Source organism: Flavobacterium sp. FlaQc-30 (assembly GCF_044005885.1).
Lineage (GTDB): Bacteria > Bacteroidota > Bacteroidia > Flavobacteriales > Flavobacteriaceae > Flavobacterium.
The window spans coordinates 955207-970190 of the sequence record NZ_JBIPCO010000001.1 but is presented as its reverse complement, the minus strand read 5'-3'; the positions used below and the strand labels follow the sequence as shown (position 1 = coordinate 970190).

The 14984-nt window shown below is 33.9% G+C and carries 11 protein-coding genes; 2 read left to right on the top strand and 9 right to left on the bottom strand.

The genetic code is table 11. The features are described 5' to 3' along the window. Positions 1–3: 3 nt before the first annotated feature. From ileS to gdhA, 4 genes are all read right to left on the bottom strand, one after another. Positions 4–3405, bottom strand: coding sequence for an isoleucine--tRNA ligase (gene ileS / locus ACHRV0_RS04255; protein WP_395440010.1), 3402 nt, complete (start codon positions 3403–3405; stop codon positions 4–6). Positions 3406–3535: 130 nt separating this feature from the next. After that, positions 3536–4249 carry a DNA repair protein RecO gene (gene recO, locus ACHRV0_RS04250; protein WP_395440009.1) on the bottom strand — a complete coding sequence of 238 codons (714 nt, stop codon included), beginning with the start codon at positions 4247–4249 and terminating at the stop codon, positions 3536–3538. Between the two features lie 67 nt (positions 4250–4316). After that, positions 4317–6599: a T9SS type A sorting domain-containing protein gene (locus ACHRV0_RS04245; RefSeq protein WP_395440008.1), complete on the bottom strand. Its 2283-nt coding sequence runs from the start codon at positions 6597–6599 to the stop codon at positions 4317–4319. A 126-nt stretch (positions 6600–6725) separates the two neighbouring features. Continuing rightward, the gene (gdhA, locus tag ACHRV0_RS04240) at positions 6726–8069 is read right to left on the bottom strand and encodes an NADP-specific glutamate dehydrogenase (RefSeq protein ID WP_129023375.1); all 1344 of its coding nucleotides are present in this window, start codon (positions 8067–8069) and stop codon (positions 6726–6728) included. Positions 8070–8394: 325 nt separating this feature from the next. Here gdhA and ACHRV0_RS04235 point away from each other — a divergent pair, with 325 nt between their 5' ends. Then, positions 8395–9186 (top strand): THC0290_0291 family protein, encoded by a 792-nt coding sequence (locus tag ACHRV0_RS04235; RefSeq protein WP_395440007.1) that lies wholly within the window; start codon positions 8395–8397, stop codon positions 9184–9186. 79 nt (positions 9187–9265) lie between these two features. Here ACHRV0_RS04235 and ACHRV0_RS04230 read toward each other — a convergent pair whose 3' ends face one another. After that, positions 9266–10408, bottom strand: a complete 1143-nt coding sequence (locus ACHRV0_RS04230; RefSeq protein WP_089053293.1) for a cystathionine gamma-synthase — start codon at positions 10406–10408, stop codon at positions 9266–9268. Between the two features lie 104 nt (positions 10409–10512). Between ACHRV0_RS04230 and ACHRV0_RS04225 the strand changes: the two genes are divergently transcribed. Further along, positions 10513–11256 carry a DUF3298 and DUF4163 domain-containing protein gene (locus tag ACHRV0_RS04225; protein ID WP_129023373.1) on the top strand — a complete coding sequence of 248 codons (744 nt, stop codon included), beginning with the start codon at positions 10513–10515 and terminating at the stop codon, positions 11254–11256. A 92-nt stretch (positions 11257–11348) separates the two neighbouring features. Here ACHRV0_RS04225 and ACHRV0_RS04220 read toward each other — a convergent pair whose 3' ends face one another. From ACHRV0_RS04220 to ACHRV0_RS04205, 4 genes are all read right to left on the bottom strand, one after another. Then, the gene (locus ACHRV0_RS04220) at positions 11349–12494 is read right to left on the bottom strand and encodes an ATP-binding protein (protein ID WP_089053295.1); all 1146 of its coding nucleotides are present in this window, start codon (positions 12492–12494) and stop codon (positions 11349–11351) included. A 103-nt stretch (positions 12495–12597) separates the two neighbouring features. Next, positions 12598–13350: an SDR family NAD(P)-dependent oxidoreductase gene (locus ACHRV0_RS04215; RefSeq protein WP_395440134.1), complete on the bottom strand. Its 753-nt coding sequence runs from the start codon at positions 13348–13350 to the stop codon at positions 12598–12600. A gap of 87 nt (positions 13351–13437) precedes the next feature. Next, entirely contained in the window at positions 13438–13944 is a 507-nt protein-coding gene (locus ACHRV0_RS04210) for a GNAT family N-acetyltransferase (protein ID WP_395440006.1), read from the bottom strand. A gap of 15 nt (positions 13945–13959) precedes the next feature. Beyond that, complete coding sequence (locus ACHRV0_RS04205; protein WP_395440005.1) at positions 13960–14832, bottom strand: aldo/keto reductase family oxidoreductase; 873 nt, start codon at positions 14830–14832, stop codon at positions 13960–13962. Between the last annotated feature and the right edge of the window lie 152 nt (positions 14833–14984).

Sequence of the window (14984 nt, the reverse complement as noted above, 5' to 3'; positions counted from 1 at the left end):
ATCTTATTTTGAAATTAATATCACTGTTTTAATATCATCAAACTCAATTTCTGTGCCGTTTTCTAAAGCGTCTACAAAAACCAAGTCGTCTGTTAATGTCTCAGACTTAATATAGTCTTCATTTTTCAAAATAGCTTCTTCTAAAAGTCCATTTCGTTTAATTTGAACTTTGATCTTATCAGTAACTTCAAATCCTGAATCTTTACGGATATTCTGAATTCTGTTTACTAATTCTCTCGCAATTCCTTCATTTTTCAATTCTTCAGATATTGTAATGTCAAGCGCAACTGTAATTCCGTTTGAATTTGCAACCAGCCATCCTTCGATATCTTGCGATGTTATTTCGACGTCTTCTAGTGATAAAGTTACATTATTTCCAGAAATAACAATATCCAGCGTTCCCTGCTTATCTAACTGATTAACCTGTTCTGCCGAAAAAGCTTGTATTTCTTTGGAAATCAGACCCATATCTTTTCCAAAACGTGGTCCTAACGCCTTAAAATTAGGCTTAATTTGTTTCACTAAAATACCTGAATCATCATCTAAAAGTACGATTTCTTTCACGTTTACTTCAGCTTTTACAAGCTCAGAAATAGCTTCAATTTCAGCTCTCTGATTCTCGTCAAGTATTGGTATCATTACCTTTTGCAGCGGTTGACGTACTTTAATCATCTCCTTTTTACGAAGGGATAAAACTAAAGAAGAGATTGTCTGCGCCTTCTGCATTTTGCTTTCTAACGTTTTATTAACAAAGTTTTCGACAAATTTTGGGAATTCAGCCAAGTGAACACTAGCAAAATCCTCAGTTCCCGTCGAAGCGGTCAAATCTCGATATAATTTATCCATGAAAAAAGGAGCGACCGGAGCACTTAATTTGCTTATCGTTAATAAGCAAGTGTAAAGCGTTTGGTAAGCTGCGATTTTATCATGAGCATATTCTCCTTTCCAGAAACGACGACGACATAAACGAACATACCAGTTACTCAAATTCTCCTGAACGAATTCAGAAATAGCTCTTGTAGCTTTTGTTGGCTCATAATCTTCGTAACATTCATCAACAAACTTCACTAAAGTATTCAGCTCAGATATAATCCACTGATCAATTTCTGGTCTTTCGCTTAACGGAATTTCCGCTTCAGCGTATTTAAATCCATCGATATTAGCATATAATGAGAAGAATGAATACGTGTTATATAAAGTTCCGAAGAATTTACGACGAACCTCAGCAATTCCTTCGATATCAAATTTCAGGTTATCCCAAGGATTTGCGTTTGAAATCATGTACCAGCGTGTAGCATCAGGACCATATTCTGCAATTGTTTCAAAAGGATCTGTTGCGTTTCCTAAACGTTTCGACATTTTTTGTCCGTTTTTATCCAAAACCAAACCATTCGAAACTACATTTTTATAGGCAACTTTATCAAAAACCAAAGTTCCAATAGCGTGTAAAGTATAAAACCATCCACGAGTTTGATCAACTCCTTCTGCAATAAAATTCGCTGGAAAATCTTTATTATCGTCAATTTTATCTTTGTTTTCAAAAGGATAATGCCATTGTGCATAAGGCATTGCTCCAGAATCGAACCAAACATCAATTAAATCGCTTTCGCGCTTCATTGGCTGTCCTGAAGCTGAAACCAACGTAATTTGATCAACCACATTTTTATGCAAGTCAATTAAATCATAATTAGATTCAGACATATTTCCGATTTCAAAACCTTTGAATGGGTTTTCTTTTTGAAAACCTGCTTCAATAGATTTCTCGATCGCATTGTACAATTCTTCTACAGAACCAATAAGAACTTCTTCTTTTTTGTCTTCAGTTCTCCAAATTGGCAACGGAATTCCCCAATATCTAGAACGAGATAAGTTCCAGTCGTTAGCATTTTTAAGCCAATTTCCAAAACGTCCTTCACCAGTAGACTTAGGTTTCCAATTGATAGTTTCGTTCAGGTCGAACATTCTATCTTTTACATCGGTTACTTTAATGAACCAAGAGTCTAGAGGATAATATAATAACGGCTCATCAGTTCTCCAGCTGTGTGGATAACTGTGCACGTATTTTTCAACCTTAAAGGCTTTATTTTCTTCTTTTAATCGAATAGCAATTTCAACATCAACAGAACGCTCTGGTGCCTGACCTGCATCATAATATTCGTTTTTCACGTATTTACCAGCAAGCTCACCTACATGTGAAGTGAATTTTCCTTGTAAATCCACCAAAGGAACAGCTGTTCCATTTTCGTCTAAAACCAACATTGGCGGCACTTCCGGCTTTGCTTCTTTTGCTACTTTAGCATCATCTGCACCAAAAGTTGGAGCGGTATGCACAACTCCTGTTCCGTCTTCTGTAGTAACGAAATCTCCTGCGATTACTCTAAATGCATTTTCTGCATTTTGATATGGCAATACGTAAGGCAATAATTGCTCGTAACGAATTTCTACTAAATCAGCTCCTTTTGCTTCGGTTAAGATTTTATATGGAAGTTTTTTATCGCCGTTTTTAACATTATCAAAATCAGCATCGTCTTCACTTAAGAAAAATCCTTTTCCGAATTGTTTTCCAACTAAGTTTTTAGCTAAAACAACATTGATTGGCTCAAAAGTGTATTGATTGAATGTTTTTACTAAAACATAATCGATTTTTGGTCCAACTGTCAAAGCGGTATTTGACGGAAGCGTCCAAGGCGTTGTCGTCCAAGCCAAAATGTGAATATCCCCAAAACCTTGTAAAAAGCTTGGCAATGTTTCTGGCAAAGTTTTAAACTGCGCCACAATAGTAGTATCTGTAACATCTCTATAAGCTCCAGGCTGATTTACTTCGTGAGAAGATAATCCTGTTCCTGCTTTTGGAGAATACGGCTGGATTGTGTAACCTTTATACAACAAACCTTTATCGTAGATTTGTTTTAAAAGCCACCAAACAGATTCCATATATTTTGGTTTATAAGTTACATATGGATCTTCCATATCTACCCAATAACCCATTTTTTCGGTCAAATCATTCCATACGTCAGTATAACGCATAACGGTTTTTTTACACGCTTCGTTATATTCTTCGATAGAAATTGTCTTGCCAATATCTTCTTTTGTAATTCCTAATTCTTTCTCAGTACCTAATTCTACAGGCAAACCGTGAGTATCCCATCCGGCTTTTCTTTTTACCTGAAAACCTTTTTGAGTTTTATATCTGCAAAAAATATCTTTAATCGCACGTGCCATCACGTGGTGAATTCCCGGTAATCCATTTGCTGAAGGCGGACCTTCAAAAAATACGTAAGGTTCTGCACCTTCGCGAGTAGTTACACTCTTTTCAAATATATTTTCTTTCTTCCAAAAATCAAGAACTTCAGACGCTACAGTTGGTAAGTCAAGTCCTTTGTATTCAGTAAATTTTGTGCTCATTTTATCCTTTTCTTAAACGAGGTGCGAAAGTAAGGAATTTTGAGGGAAATAGAGAAAAGATGACGGAAAAAAGACCAATAACAGGTAATTTCACGTGGATTCCGCAAAAAAAAACAGCCTTTTGGGCTATTTAAGAGAAAACTTCCTTTAAAATCTCTAAAGATTTCGGCTTTTTGAATCCGTCTAAATGAAAACTATAGTAATCAATAATAATTTTTAGCAGCATTTGTCTTTCTAAAACATGAAAAACTTTTTGATCGTTATCAAATTTTAAATCGAGTAATTTTTTCAGCAAATTGGTTTCGTGATCAGAAAGTGTATTTCCGCCTGAAAAAAGTGTAAAAACGCCATCATTCATCTCAAAATGAGGCAGATCAACTTCTGAAACATCTGGATAAAAGCCTAGATATTTAGTAATTTCTAAAAGTAAAATTAAATGAAAATTTGAAATTTCTTCATGATGATCCAGCCAAGTCAATGCGGTTTCTAAAAATACAAAAAGCGATTCGTTTTTTTCTTCTTCTTGAATGGAATAATGAAGCATTTCTGAAAGAAACATTACCATAGTGCTTTTTACAAGATCGGTATGAATACTTTGAAAAGGAACTGCGGTTTTTATCTCTTTAAAATTTTCTAAAGTGCCTTTGTTTTTATGTACGGCTTCAATCTCTAAAATCGACAACGGCTGAAAATAAGCAATTTTCTGACTCGCTTTTCGACTGGAAAATGCATCACGCACAAAATAAGACTTCAAGCCGCTTGAAAGCGTAAAGCATTTTACGATCAGGCTTTTTTCCTGAAATTTTAAAGAGGAGATTACTATGGCTTTTGTTTTAACGAGCACTTTTATATTTTTAGATTATGAGACTTCTTAGTTATTTAGCAATTATCTAATTATCTCAATTTTCACATTATCTAATTATCATCACTTTTTTAACTTTTGTTTCTCCTCCGTCTTGCGCCGAGATAAAAACCATATACACACCAGAGGCTACTTTATATTTACCAAAAGCAGTTGTATCCCATTCTATTGTACCGCCTTCTGAAGTGGTTTCGAAAACAAGATTTCCTTCAATATCAGTAATTTTAACATTGGCTTTATCCAACAATCCAGCCACTTTTACGGTTCCTGAATAGGTTGGGCGAACTGGATTTGGATACACATAAACATTGCTCAAATCATCATTAGCTCCAGTTGCAACTCCTTTAAATGAAATCATTCCTTTGTTTGTCGCTATAAAAACTTCTCCGGTTACGCTATTAATCTTAATATCATTCACCATATTACTTGGCATTGGCGAATTATTAATAGTAAAATGATATTTTGTTTCCTGCCCGTTAGGCGAAACCATAAAAACTCCAGAATCAGCCGTTCCAATCCATTTATTATTTGATCCATCTACTGCTATAGAAGTAATAAACTGTTCATACATTAGTTCCTGAGCCAAATTATCCTCCATGATAATAATCGGATTTGCCTTTAACTGACTATCAGATTGAAAACTTCCCACGTTTGACAAAACTCTTAATCCTTTTGTAGTTCCTATCCAAAGTTGATTTTTAGTATCTATTATCACAGATCTCACATCTGCAGACGACAAATTTCCTGCATCGACACCAAATGTCATTTTCTTGAATGTATTTGTACTCTCATTGAAAGCAATCACACCTTCGTTACTTGTCGAAATCCATTTGGTATTATTTCTATCAATAACAATATTAGCATAACTGGTTGTTTCGGCATTATTCAAAATTGAGCTGGTTGCGTAACTCTGCCATTGACCGTTGGCTTTCAAAACCTTCAGTCCATTTTTAATCCTGCTGTTTGTTATCCAGAGATTTCCGGTTTTATCAAATGCAGTTCCATTTATACGAACATCTTTATAATTTGGCCCTTCATAAGTTATACTTTCCAGGCCGCTGTTTTTTTCGTTATATAAAAAACTAGGAACATCATCTTCTACCCGAAGCAAACCCGAGAAAAAAGAACTTGCATAAACTTGCTTTTCATTTTTAGGATTTACAATAATTCTTGTTATAGATTTTGCATCATATACTTGAGAATACGGAATATTCAGCCAATTGGAAGATGCGTATTTACTAATTCCGTAACTATCTAAATCGTACGGATTGTAATAAGTATCATAATCTCCATAAACTGCCCAAAGCACATTTGGCATAACATCTAATGAAAAAATATTATTTCTAAAAGGCCCCGCCGGCGTATTATTTACAAAAACTCCAGCACTGCTGAGCGAAGAAGTCATCAATCCTTTATCTTTTGTTCCAATATATAATAAATCTCCGACCGCTGTGGCGCAAGTAAAAACTAAACTGTTATCTAAAACCTGAGCATTTGAAATCTGACGACTTAAAACCATCTGATTATTATAAACATATACTGTGTTAGGGATTGTAATAAATAAATTGTGGTTTACTGCCCGCATATCAGAGGATGGCTGTGGAAGCTGTAAAAAACCAATAAAACTAATTGAATTATAGCGATGAATATAACCCGAAGCGTTAATTGCTATCAGCTCTGAATCTAAAGCTTCAACACTTGACCAATCGCCGGTATTTACAACAGTCCATTGATTAAAATCATTTAAATTAGCACTTGCTGCATCTGCTTTTCTAATTCCTGAGGAAGTGGCAGCAAAAATAAAACCGTTAAAAAAAGTAGTTTGCTTTACGCTTATTTCAGCACCATTGTCTCCTATAAAATAAGTATCTCCAAACTGCAATGTCGCCAAATTGAACTGTACAATTCCAAAATCGCACGCAACATAGAGCAATCCGTTATGCTCCATTATATGATTGATCTTTTTTAGATTAGAAGGAAGCTGTTTGTTTATAATATCGACTTTCTTTGTTATGCTTCCGTCAGTTTCATTAATAATAGTCATTAAACCATTTTCGTAACCAATGATTGTTTTTTTGAAAGCTTCACTATGATAAACTGCAGAAATTGTTTGTCCAGAAAGACCATCGACGGTTGTTTTTGTCTTCAATACATTTGAAGCGGTGTTTTTAAAAAACAATGCATTTTCTGACGCGGCAAAAACTGTATTTAAAGACTCTGAAATATCTTTAATTTCATTGAAGGAAAAATAACCCTGCCATGACAATTGACTTTGCGCAAAACCAAATTGAAACAAAGTCAAAAACAAAATGTATAGCGCCTTTCTTGTCATTATTACTATATTCAGATAGACAAATATACTATAAACAAGTACATTTAATTTTTGTTGCTGCACAAAAAAAATGCTCTCGATTCATCCTGAAAGACAAATGAGAGCATTTTTCAATTGTAATTAATCTTACACTACACCTTGAGCAAGCATAGCATCGGCAACTTTAACAAATCCGGCAATGTTAGCTCCTTTTACATAGTTTACATAACCATCTTCTTCTGCACCGTATTTTTTACATTGGTTGTGAATTCCCACCATGATATCTTTCAATCTCAAATCTACTTCTTCACTTGTCCAGTTCAAACGAATTGAGTTTTGTGTCATTTCTAATCCAGACGCTGCAACTCCACCAGCATTCGCTGCTTTTCCTGGAGCAAAAAGTACTTTATTATCTAAGAACAATTTAATAGCATCTAAAGTCGAAGGCATGTTTGCCGCTTCAGTTACACATAAAACACCGTTATCGATAAGTTTCTGAGCATCTTCTCCATTCAATTCATTTTGAGTAGCACAAGGAATAGCGATATCCACTTTTACTTCCCAAGGGCTTTTTCCTTTATGGAAAACAGCATTTGGATATTTCTCTAAATATCTTTCGGCTCTATTATCTCCACTTGCTCTCATTTCGACCATATGATCGATTTTCTCTCCAGAGATTCCTTCTTCATCATAAATATAACCATCAGGACCAGAAATAGTAACTAGTTTACCTCCTAATTCGTTTATTTTTAAGGCAACTCCCCAAGCTACGTTTCCAAATCCAGAAATAGCAACTCTTTTACCTTTAATATCATGCCCAATAGTTCTAAGCATTTGATCTGTAAAGTAAACAACTCCGTAACCTGTAGCTTCTGGTCTAATTAAAGAACCACCATAAGCAATTCCTTTTCCAGTTAAAACTCCAGTAAACTCATTTCTAATTCTTTTGTATTGACCAAAAAGGTAACCAATTTCTCTTGCTCCAACACCAATATCACCAGCAGGGACATCTAAGTCTGGACCAATATGACGACATAATTCAGTCATAAATGATTGACAGAAACGCATGATCTCTCCATCAGATTTTCCTTCAGGATCAAAATCAGAACCTCCTTTTCCACCACCCATTGGCAGTGTTGTCAAACTATTTTTAAAAACCTGTTCGAAGGCCAAGAATTTCAAAACAGATAAGTTTACTGTGTGATGAAATCTAATTCCTCCTTTGTAAGGTCCAATTGCAGAATTCATTTGAATTCTAAAACCTCTATTTACAATTATTTCTCCTTTGTCGTCAACCCAAGGAACTCTAAAAATTATAGATCTTTCCGGCTCAGCAATTCTAAGAAGTAAATTTTTTCCGTCATACTTCTTGCGTTCTGCGATAAATGGGATTACGGTTTCTGCAAATTCTCTAACCGCTTGAAGAAATTCTGGCTCATTTGGATTTTTTGACTCAACTTGAGCCATAAATTCATTTATTTTTTGTTCCATTTTTTTAAATAAATTATTCAAATAATAGTTTAACTTTTAACCCTTTAAAATAAGAAAATACGTTTTAAGAAAACGTTTTCGTTACAACTGACAAAGATACATCAAAATGATCATGCATTGTTATTTTTTTTCGTTTTTGAAGAAGAATTGTGTTATTTCTAAACAAACAATCAAATACAATTTTTCCCTTTCGAATTTACATCCAATTGCAGTACTTAAAGTTAGAAAATTAAGTGTTTTGTTACCAATTTTCTAATAGAAGATCATAATATTTTGAATAGATCACGTTTTTTATATATTTACTCAATATTTGAAAGCCTTAAAAATGTGTAAACGCCTATATTTCATTATTTTCGCCTTGCTTGGAATTTCAACAATAAATGCGCAGTCATCTCTTGCACATGAAATAGGAATTATGTTTGGCCCCGTAACTTTTCAATCAGATTATGGTGAGCGAAACAACTTTGACACAAACGCTGGTAATACAGGTTTTGGCATAGGAATCATTCACTTTCTCAACTTTTCATCAAATAATAACAAAGAGCATTTTTTTTCAGAACACTTCAAAGTGCGCACTGAGTTTTCATTCACTAAAACCAATCTTCATCATTTTGGCAAATGGGTTAGTAAAAATCCTCCAACATTAGGAGTCCAAAGACTTAAAGCCATGAGCGGAAGTACAAGCACGATTAATCTTGGACCGCAATTAGAGTTTTCTCCTTTTATGAAAGTTCACGATTACGAAAATAGTCCTGGAAGTTTAAGCCCTTATGTAAGTTTAGGTTTTCTTGTCAGCTATTACTCAACCAAAACAAAATCTGGTTTAGGTGAATTGGGAACTATTGAAACTACACCCTTAAAATACTTAACTCCTTCTGATGGTCGTGAACATGGCTATTCAAGCGAAAGTAATTTAGTCTTATCAGCAACTGCTGCTGCAGGCATTCATTATAAATTAACCAGAATGAGCGATTTAATGCTTGAAGCACGTTTTCAAGCCTTTAATTCTGACTGGGTCGATGGTTTAAATCCAAACAAAGACATCTACAAAGAAAACAAATCAAACGATTGGCAAGTCTGGTTTAATGCGGGATACATTTATTATCTAGATTTCTAAAAAAATAGGAATAAAAAAATCCCAAATTCCAATCTTAATTATTCTGGAATTTGGGATTTTTTATTTGAAGATTTAACCTTTATGCTAAAGCTTGTTCTAGATCGGCAATTAAATCTTCGGCATCTTCAATACCTACGCTTAATCGAACTAAATCATCTGTAATACCAACTTCGGCTCTTTTATCAGCTGGAATAGAAGCATGTGTCATTAAAGCTGGATGATTCGCCAAAGACTCTACTCCTCCCAAAGATTCTGCAAGAGTGAAAACTTTTAATTTTTCTAGAAATGCAATAGAATCTTCTTTTTTACCTGATTTAAAAGTAAAAGAAACCATTCCGCCAAAAGCCTTCATTTGTTTCTTAGCGATTTCGTGAAACGGATGGCTTTTTAATCCTGGATAATAAACAGTATCAATTTTTGGATGATTGCTTAAAAACTCCACCACTTTTTCGCCGTTTTCACAATGTCTCTGCACTCTTAATGAAAGTGTTTTAATTCCTCTTAAAACTAAAAAACTATCCATTGGTCCAAGTGTAGCACCAGTTGCAAATTGTTGAAAATGCAATTGATCTCCCAAAGCCTCATCTTTTACAATTAAAGCGCCGGCAATAACATCAGAATGTCCGCCTAAATATTTTGTAGCAGAATGCATAACGATATCCGCCCCTAAATCAAGAGGTTTTTGCAAATAAGGCGTTGCAAAAGTATTATCTACAGCAAACAAAATTTTATTCTCTTTTGTGATTTTGGCTACTTCCTCAATATCTGCTAATTTCATCAACGGATTTGTAGGTGTTTCTACCCAAACCAATTTTGTGTTTTCATTAATTAATGACTTCAATTTTTCAATATCTGTCATATCTACAAAATGAAATTTAATTCCAGAATCTTTATAAATACGAGAAAACATTCTGTATGTTCCTCCATATAAATCATCCATTGCTATAATTTCATCTCCCGCTTTAAACGATCTTAAAATACAATCTGTCGCAGCTAAACCTGATGAAAAAGCTAAACCGCGAGTACCGTTTTCAATACTTGCCAATGCATTTTCTAAAGCGCTTCGAGTTGGGTTTGACGCTCGGCTATATTCATAATCAGCCAAAGGTTTTCCTGGGCTTGTTTGAATAAAAGTTGAAGTTTGATACACCGGAGGCATAACAGCTCCCGTACTTGGATCATGATGCTGACCACCGTGTATTACCTTAGTATTGAATTTCATATTGTTATAAATTTTAGATCTTTATTTACAGCACAAATTTACCGTTTAATTTATTTTATCGTGACACAACTTCTTACCTTTGTATTTAATTAACACTTATTGATATGAAACATTGTTCTTTTTTAATCTTTTTGTGTTTGATTTTTATAAGCTGCAATAAAGGACTTTCATTTGAAAATGAAACGTTTGAAGAAAAATCAACTATTCCGTGCAAAAATGACTGCCCAAAAATCAGCATCGATATTCCGATAGCAAAAAATAGTTCGCTTGCAGCTGATAGCATCAACAAAAAAGTTTTTGCGGTGGTAAAAGAAATCATTTATTTTGGAGAAGACTCTATAAAAGTGAATGACTATAAATCATTGTCTAAATCTTTTATTACATCCTATGAAGAAATGCATCAAAAATTCCCAAACGACACTTTTGGCTGGGAAGGAAAAATAACTGGAAATATAGAATTTGAATCAGATCAAATTTTAAACATTAAAATAGACCATTATACTTTTACTGGAGGCGCACATGGTTATCAAGGATTTCGATCTTTACTTTTTAATTTAAAAACGGGCAAAACCATTTTTAACAATCAGCTTTTTAAAAATGAAGCAGCATTTCTGGCTTTCGCCGAAAAGGAATTCAGAACTCAATATAACATTCCGCAAAAATCAAATATAAACGCAACAGGATTAATGTTTGAAAACGACAAATTTCATTTGCCTCAAAACATTTTCTATACAGACAAAGGCTTGCTTCTTTACTATAATTCATACGAAGCCGCATCTTACGCCGATGGCCCAAAAAAGATTTTGTTTCCTTATGATAAAGTCAGTAAATATTTGAAATTTCAATAATTCATACAAACAGGCTTAAACTAGACGCACTGCAGTGCGTCTCTCCAGAAAAAACCTTAGAACCTCAGTATCTCAGTACCTTAGCACCTTATCTACTGAACGTCGTATTTCATTTTACGCAAAACACGCAAGGCTTCTTTAAAAGACAAATACACTTGCCCAAAAGGTTTCAACAATAATTTAGCATCTATCAGTTTTTGTTTAGCCTCTTCGAAACCATTCAAATAACAAATCATAAAAGTCGAAGGAAGATTTTCCAGATCTTTTAATTCCCGCTCTGATAAAGCAATGCCTTTTTGCAATTTTTGAAGTAATGCCATATTCGAGTTATAAATATGGTAAAGCATTTTCCTGTTGAATTCTGGAGGCTGAAAAAGTATTTCACGATCAATTTTATAGTAGCCATTATCAAAAAAATGGATAGTTTGCTTTTCTAAAGGATAATAACTCGTTTTATCGTTTAACCCAAGCGGCACATACTCTGTTATTGTAAAACTATCATCGTCGTAAACAATCGTAACAACATCTTGCGCTGAGTAGAACAGCTTAATTTGTTCGTTGATTAATTCAATATCAACTCGAGACAAGAATGTTTTATCTCTAGATTTTTTAGGAACACCAGCCCAGCAAATCACAAATAATTCTTTAAAAACGTAATATTTAGGCGACATGTCTTTGTGCCTAAAATTCATAAAATCAATTACACCATCCAGCGTATATTGAATGCTATTTCGAGAACTATTTTCTATACCAATTACGGTTTCTGTATTTTGATAATTTTTTTCAACTTCTTCACTAATTTCTAAAGGAATCGAATTACTACCACGCCTCACAAAAATACTGTTAGCAAGAATGGTGTGAATTCCTTTTTTAAAATACGAAATTTTGCTTTTAGGTTTAATCGTAACCAATCCAACTACTTTATCTTTTGGAAGATTTGGAAACGGCACGTTTTCGTACTGTATTTTAGGAGGGTTTTCAAGGAAAGCATTTACAAGGTTTTGAATACGGCTGTCATCAAAAAAGTCGTCTCCTACAATCTCATTATCATGATCTTCGACACCAACAACAATATAAGAATTATTGGTTGGATTTGAATTTGACAAAGCACAAATATGCTTCAAAAACTTGCCCTTTCCTTCTCTGGAATGTAAATTCAACTGCCTTTTTTTATCATAAAAACTGCTCTCGTCATTGTGAGCAAGTAGGTTTTTTATTAAAAGGCGTTTATTGATCATTCTTTTTAGATTATTAGACTAGCTTAGACATATTAGACTTCTTAGATTTTTACCGTAATAAACTTCAAATCTAAGAAGTCTAAGTTAGTCTAAAAAATCTAAATTAGTCTCTTTTAACAATAGTCGAAGAGGCTTGCGCTGTACTCATCACAACCAAATCGGCAATATTTACATGATATGGTCTTGAAACTACAAAATGAATAATATCTGCGATATCTTCTGCCTGCAGCGGATCAAAACCTTTGTAAACGTTTGAAGCTCTTTCGGCATCTCCTTTAAAACGTACTTCACTAAATTCTGTTTCTACCATTCCGGGATGAATAGCTCCCACTCTAATTCCAAACGGATTTAAGTCAATTCGCATTCCAGCTGTGATAGCATCAACGGCGTGTTTGGTTCCGCAATACACATTCCCATTCGGATAAACTTCTTTTGCAGCGGTTGAACCAATATTTATGATATGACCCGATTGTTTTGCTGTCATTTTCGGAATTACAGCTTTTGAAACATACAAAAGTCCTTTTACATTTATATCAATCATGGCATCCCAATCGTCTAAATCTCCTGTTTGAATTGGATCTAAACCGTGCGCATTTCCTGCATTGTTAATCAAAATATCAATATCTGAAAAATCTGCAGGAAGAGATTCTATTTTTTTAAGAACATCACTTTTATCACGAACATCAAAAGAAAGCGAATGCACTTCGGTAAAAACAGAAAGTTCTTTTTCTAATTCTTCTAAACGTTCTTTACGTCTGCCGCAAAGAATAATTTTATAGCTATTTTTTGCTAGAATTTGAGCGGTTGCTTTTCCTATTCCGCTTGTCGCTCCAGTAATTAGGGCTGTTTTTTTCATTTTATGTTTTTTCATTTTGCTACAGATTTAAATGATTTAAATGATTTTTTAATCTCTGAAAATCCTTTTAATCTGTGGTAAAATATTCTAATTCTTATTTTTCCAAATCTCCAAATTCAAAACCATATTAAGCGCCGTCCAAGTTTCACCTTCTACTTCTCTTATTAGCTTTTTATCTGGATTTATACTGAATCCTACTTTTTCGTAACATTTTATAGCGCCAATATTAAAATCAAAAACATTCAATTCGATATGTCGCTCTTTTCGGTTTTCAAAAATGAACTTCAACAATAAAATCAACATTTGCTCACCAACACCTTTCCCTCTTTGATTTTTATCAATGACAAGAATTCGTCCCAGTTTTGCAGAATCATCTCTAAAATAAATTTCAGAATGTCCTATCGTAGTATCCTCAGAAGTATTTACAACTCTAAAAGCAATTCTGTTTTCATCAGAAAGCGTTTTATCAATTTGCTCTTCCGTTAACGGAAAAGTAAATTCTGGTCCACCAAACTGCATTAATTCTTTTGCATTTTTAATAGAATTGATCAATTCTGGATAAAACTCTTTAGTAAACTTTTCTAGTCGAATCATTTCAGAATATATCGATTAAGGCACATCATCACCCATGCTTTCAGTCCAAATTGCAAACCAGTCTTCTTTATCCATATCCAGTTCAACAGCTTTCATTAACGCTTGAATTCTGGCAATGTTTACTGTTCCAGCAATTGGAATAACTCCTGATGGATGTTTTAAAATCCAAGCTAGTAAAAGTGTATCAGAACCAAAACCATATTTCTGAACTAAATCTGCCAATAATTTTTTCAAACGACGCGTTTTTTTCGTGTCTTCTCTAAATACTGTTCCAAGCGGATTCCATGATAACGGACGGATTCCGTGTGTTTGCATATAATCTAAACTTCCATCAACCATTGCTTCATAATGAGTTGCCGAAAATTGAACCTGATTGTAACTTACTTCCGTTTTCTGACGGATCAATTCTGTTTGAGAGCTGGTGAAATTTGAAAGTCCAAAATCAACAATTTTTCCTTCTGCTTTTAATTTTTCAACAGCTTCCGCAATTTCGTCAGCCTGCATTAATGGGCTTGGTCTGTGCAATAAAAACACATCAACAAAATCTGTTTTTAATTTTTTAAGAGATTCTTCGACAGACCAAATAATATATTCTTTAGAATAATCGTAATGTTTGATTTTGTTAGTACGGCTTTCAGCAATCATCTGAATACCGCATTTAGTAATTAATTGTAGTTTTTCACGCGAAATTTTGCTGGCTTTAAAAGCCTTTCCAAAATCGGCTTCAGTAGTGTAGCCTCCATAAATATCGGCATGATCAAAAGTGGTGATTTTATTTTCGACACAAATTTGTATCATATTCTCCATCTCTTTAGTTGTTAGGTTTTTATCCCAAACTCCCCAATTCATAGTGCCCGAAATAATAGGCGATAATGCTGTTTTACTCATGGTTTTATTGTATTATTTTTGCTAATATGTATGCTTTTTAAAAGCATAATCATCAAAGTTCTTAAAAATATAAAAATAGATTCACAATTCGTCCTTAAAATTAGAACTTTGGTCGAAGTTTTAACCATTCTTTAACATCTTACTTCTCAAAA

Bases quoted from the DNA above. Each gene is read 5' to 3' on its own strand.
- ACHRV0_RS04210 (WP_395440006.1), bottom strand. From the start codon at position 13,944: ATGATTCGACTAGAAAAGTTTACTAAAGAGTTTTATCCAGAATTGATC.
- ACHRV0_RS04230 (WP_089053293.1), bottom strand. From the start codon at position 10,408: ATGAAATTCAATACTAAGGTAATACACGGTGGTCAGCATCATGATCCA.
- ileS (WP_395440010.1), bottom strand. From the start codon at position 3,405: ATGAGCACAAAATTTACTGAATACAAAGGACTTGACTTACCAACTGTA.
- ACHRV0_RS04215 (WP_395440134.1), bottom strand. From the start codon at position 13,350: ATGAAAAAAACAGCCCTAATTACTGGAGCGACAAGCGGAATAGGAAAA.
- ACHRV0_RS04220 (WP_089053295.1), bottom strand. From the start codon at position 12,494: ATGATCAATAAACGCCTTTTAATAAAAAACCTACTTGCTCACAATGAC.
- ACHRV0_RS04205 (WP_395440005.1), bottom strand. From the start codon at position 14,832: ATGAGTAAAACAGCATTATCGCCTATTATTTCGGGCACTATGAATTGG.
- ACHRV0_RS04235 (WP_395440007.1), top strand. From the start codon at position 8,395: ATGTGTAAACGCCTATATTTCATTATTTTCGCCTTGCTTGGAATTTCA.
- ACHRV0_RS04225 (WP_129023373.1), top strand. From the start codon at position 10,513: ATGAAACATTGTTCTTTTTTAATCTTTTTGTGTTTGATTTTTATAAGC.
- ACHRV0_RS04245 (WP_395440008.1), bottom strand. From the start codon at position 6,599: ATGACAAGAAAGGCGCTATACATTTTGTTTTTGACTTTGTTTCAATTT.
- gdhA (WP_129023375.1), bottom strand. From the start codon at position 8,069: ATGGAACAAAAAATAAATGAATTTATGGCTCAAGTTGAGTCAAAAAAT.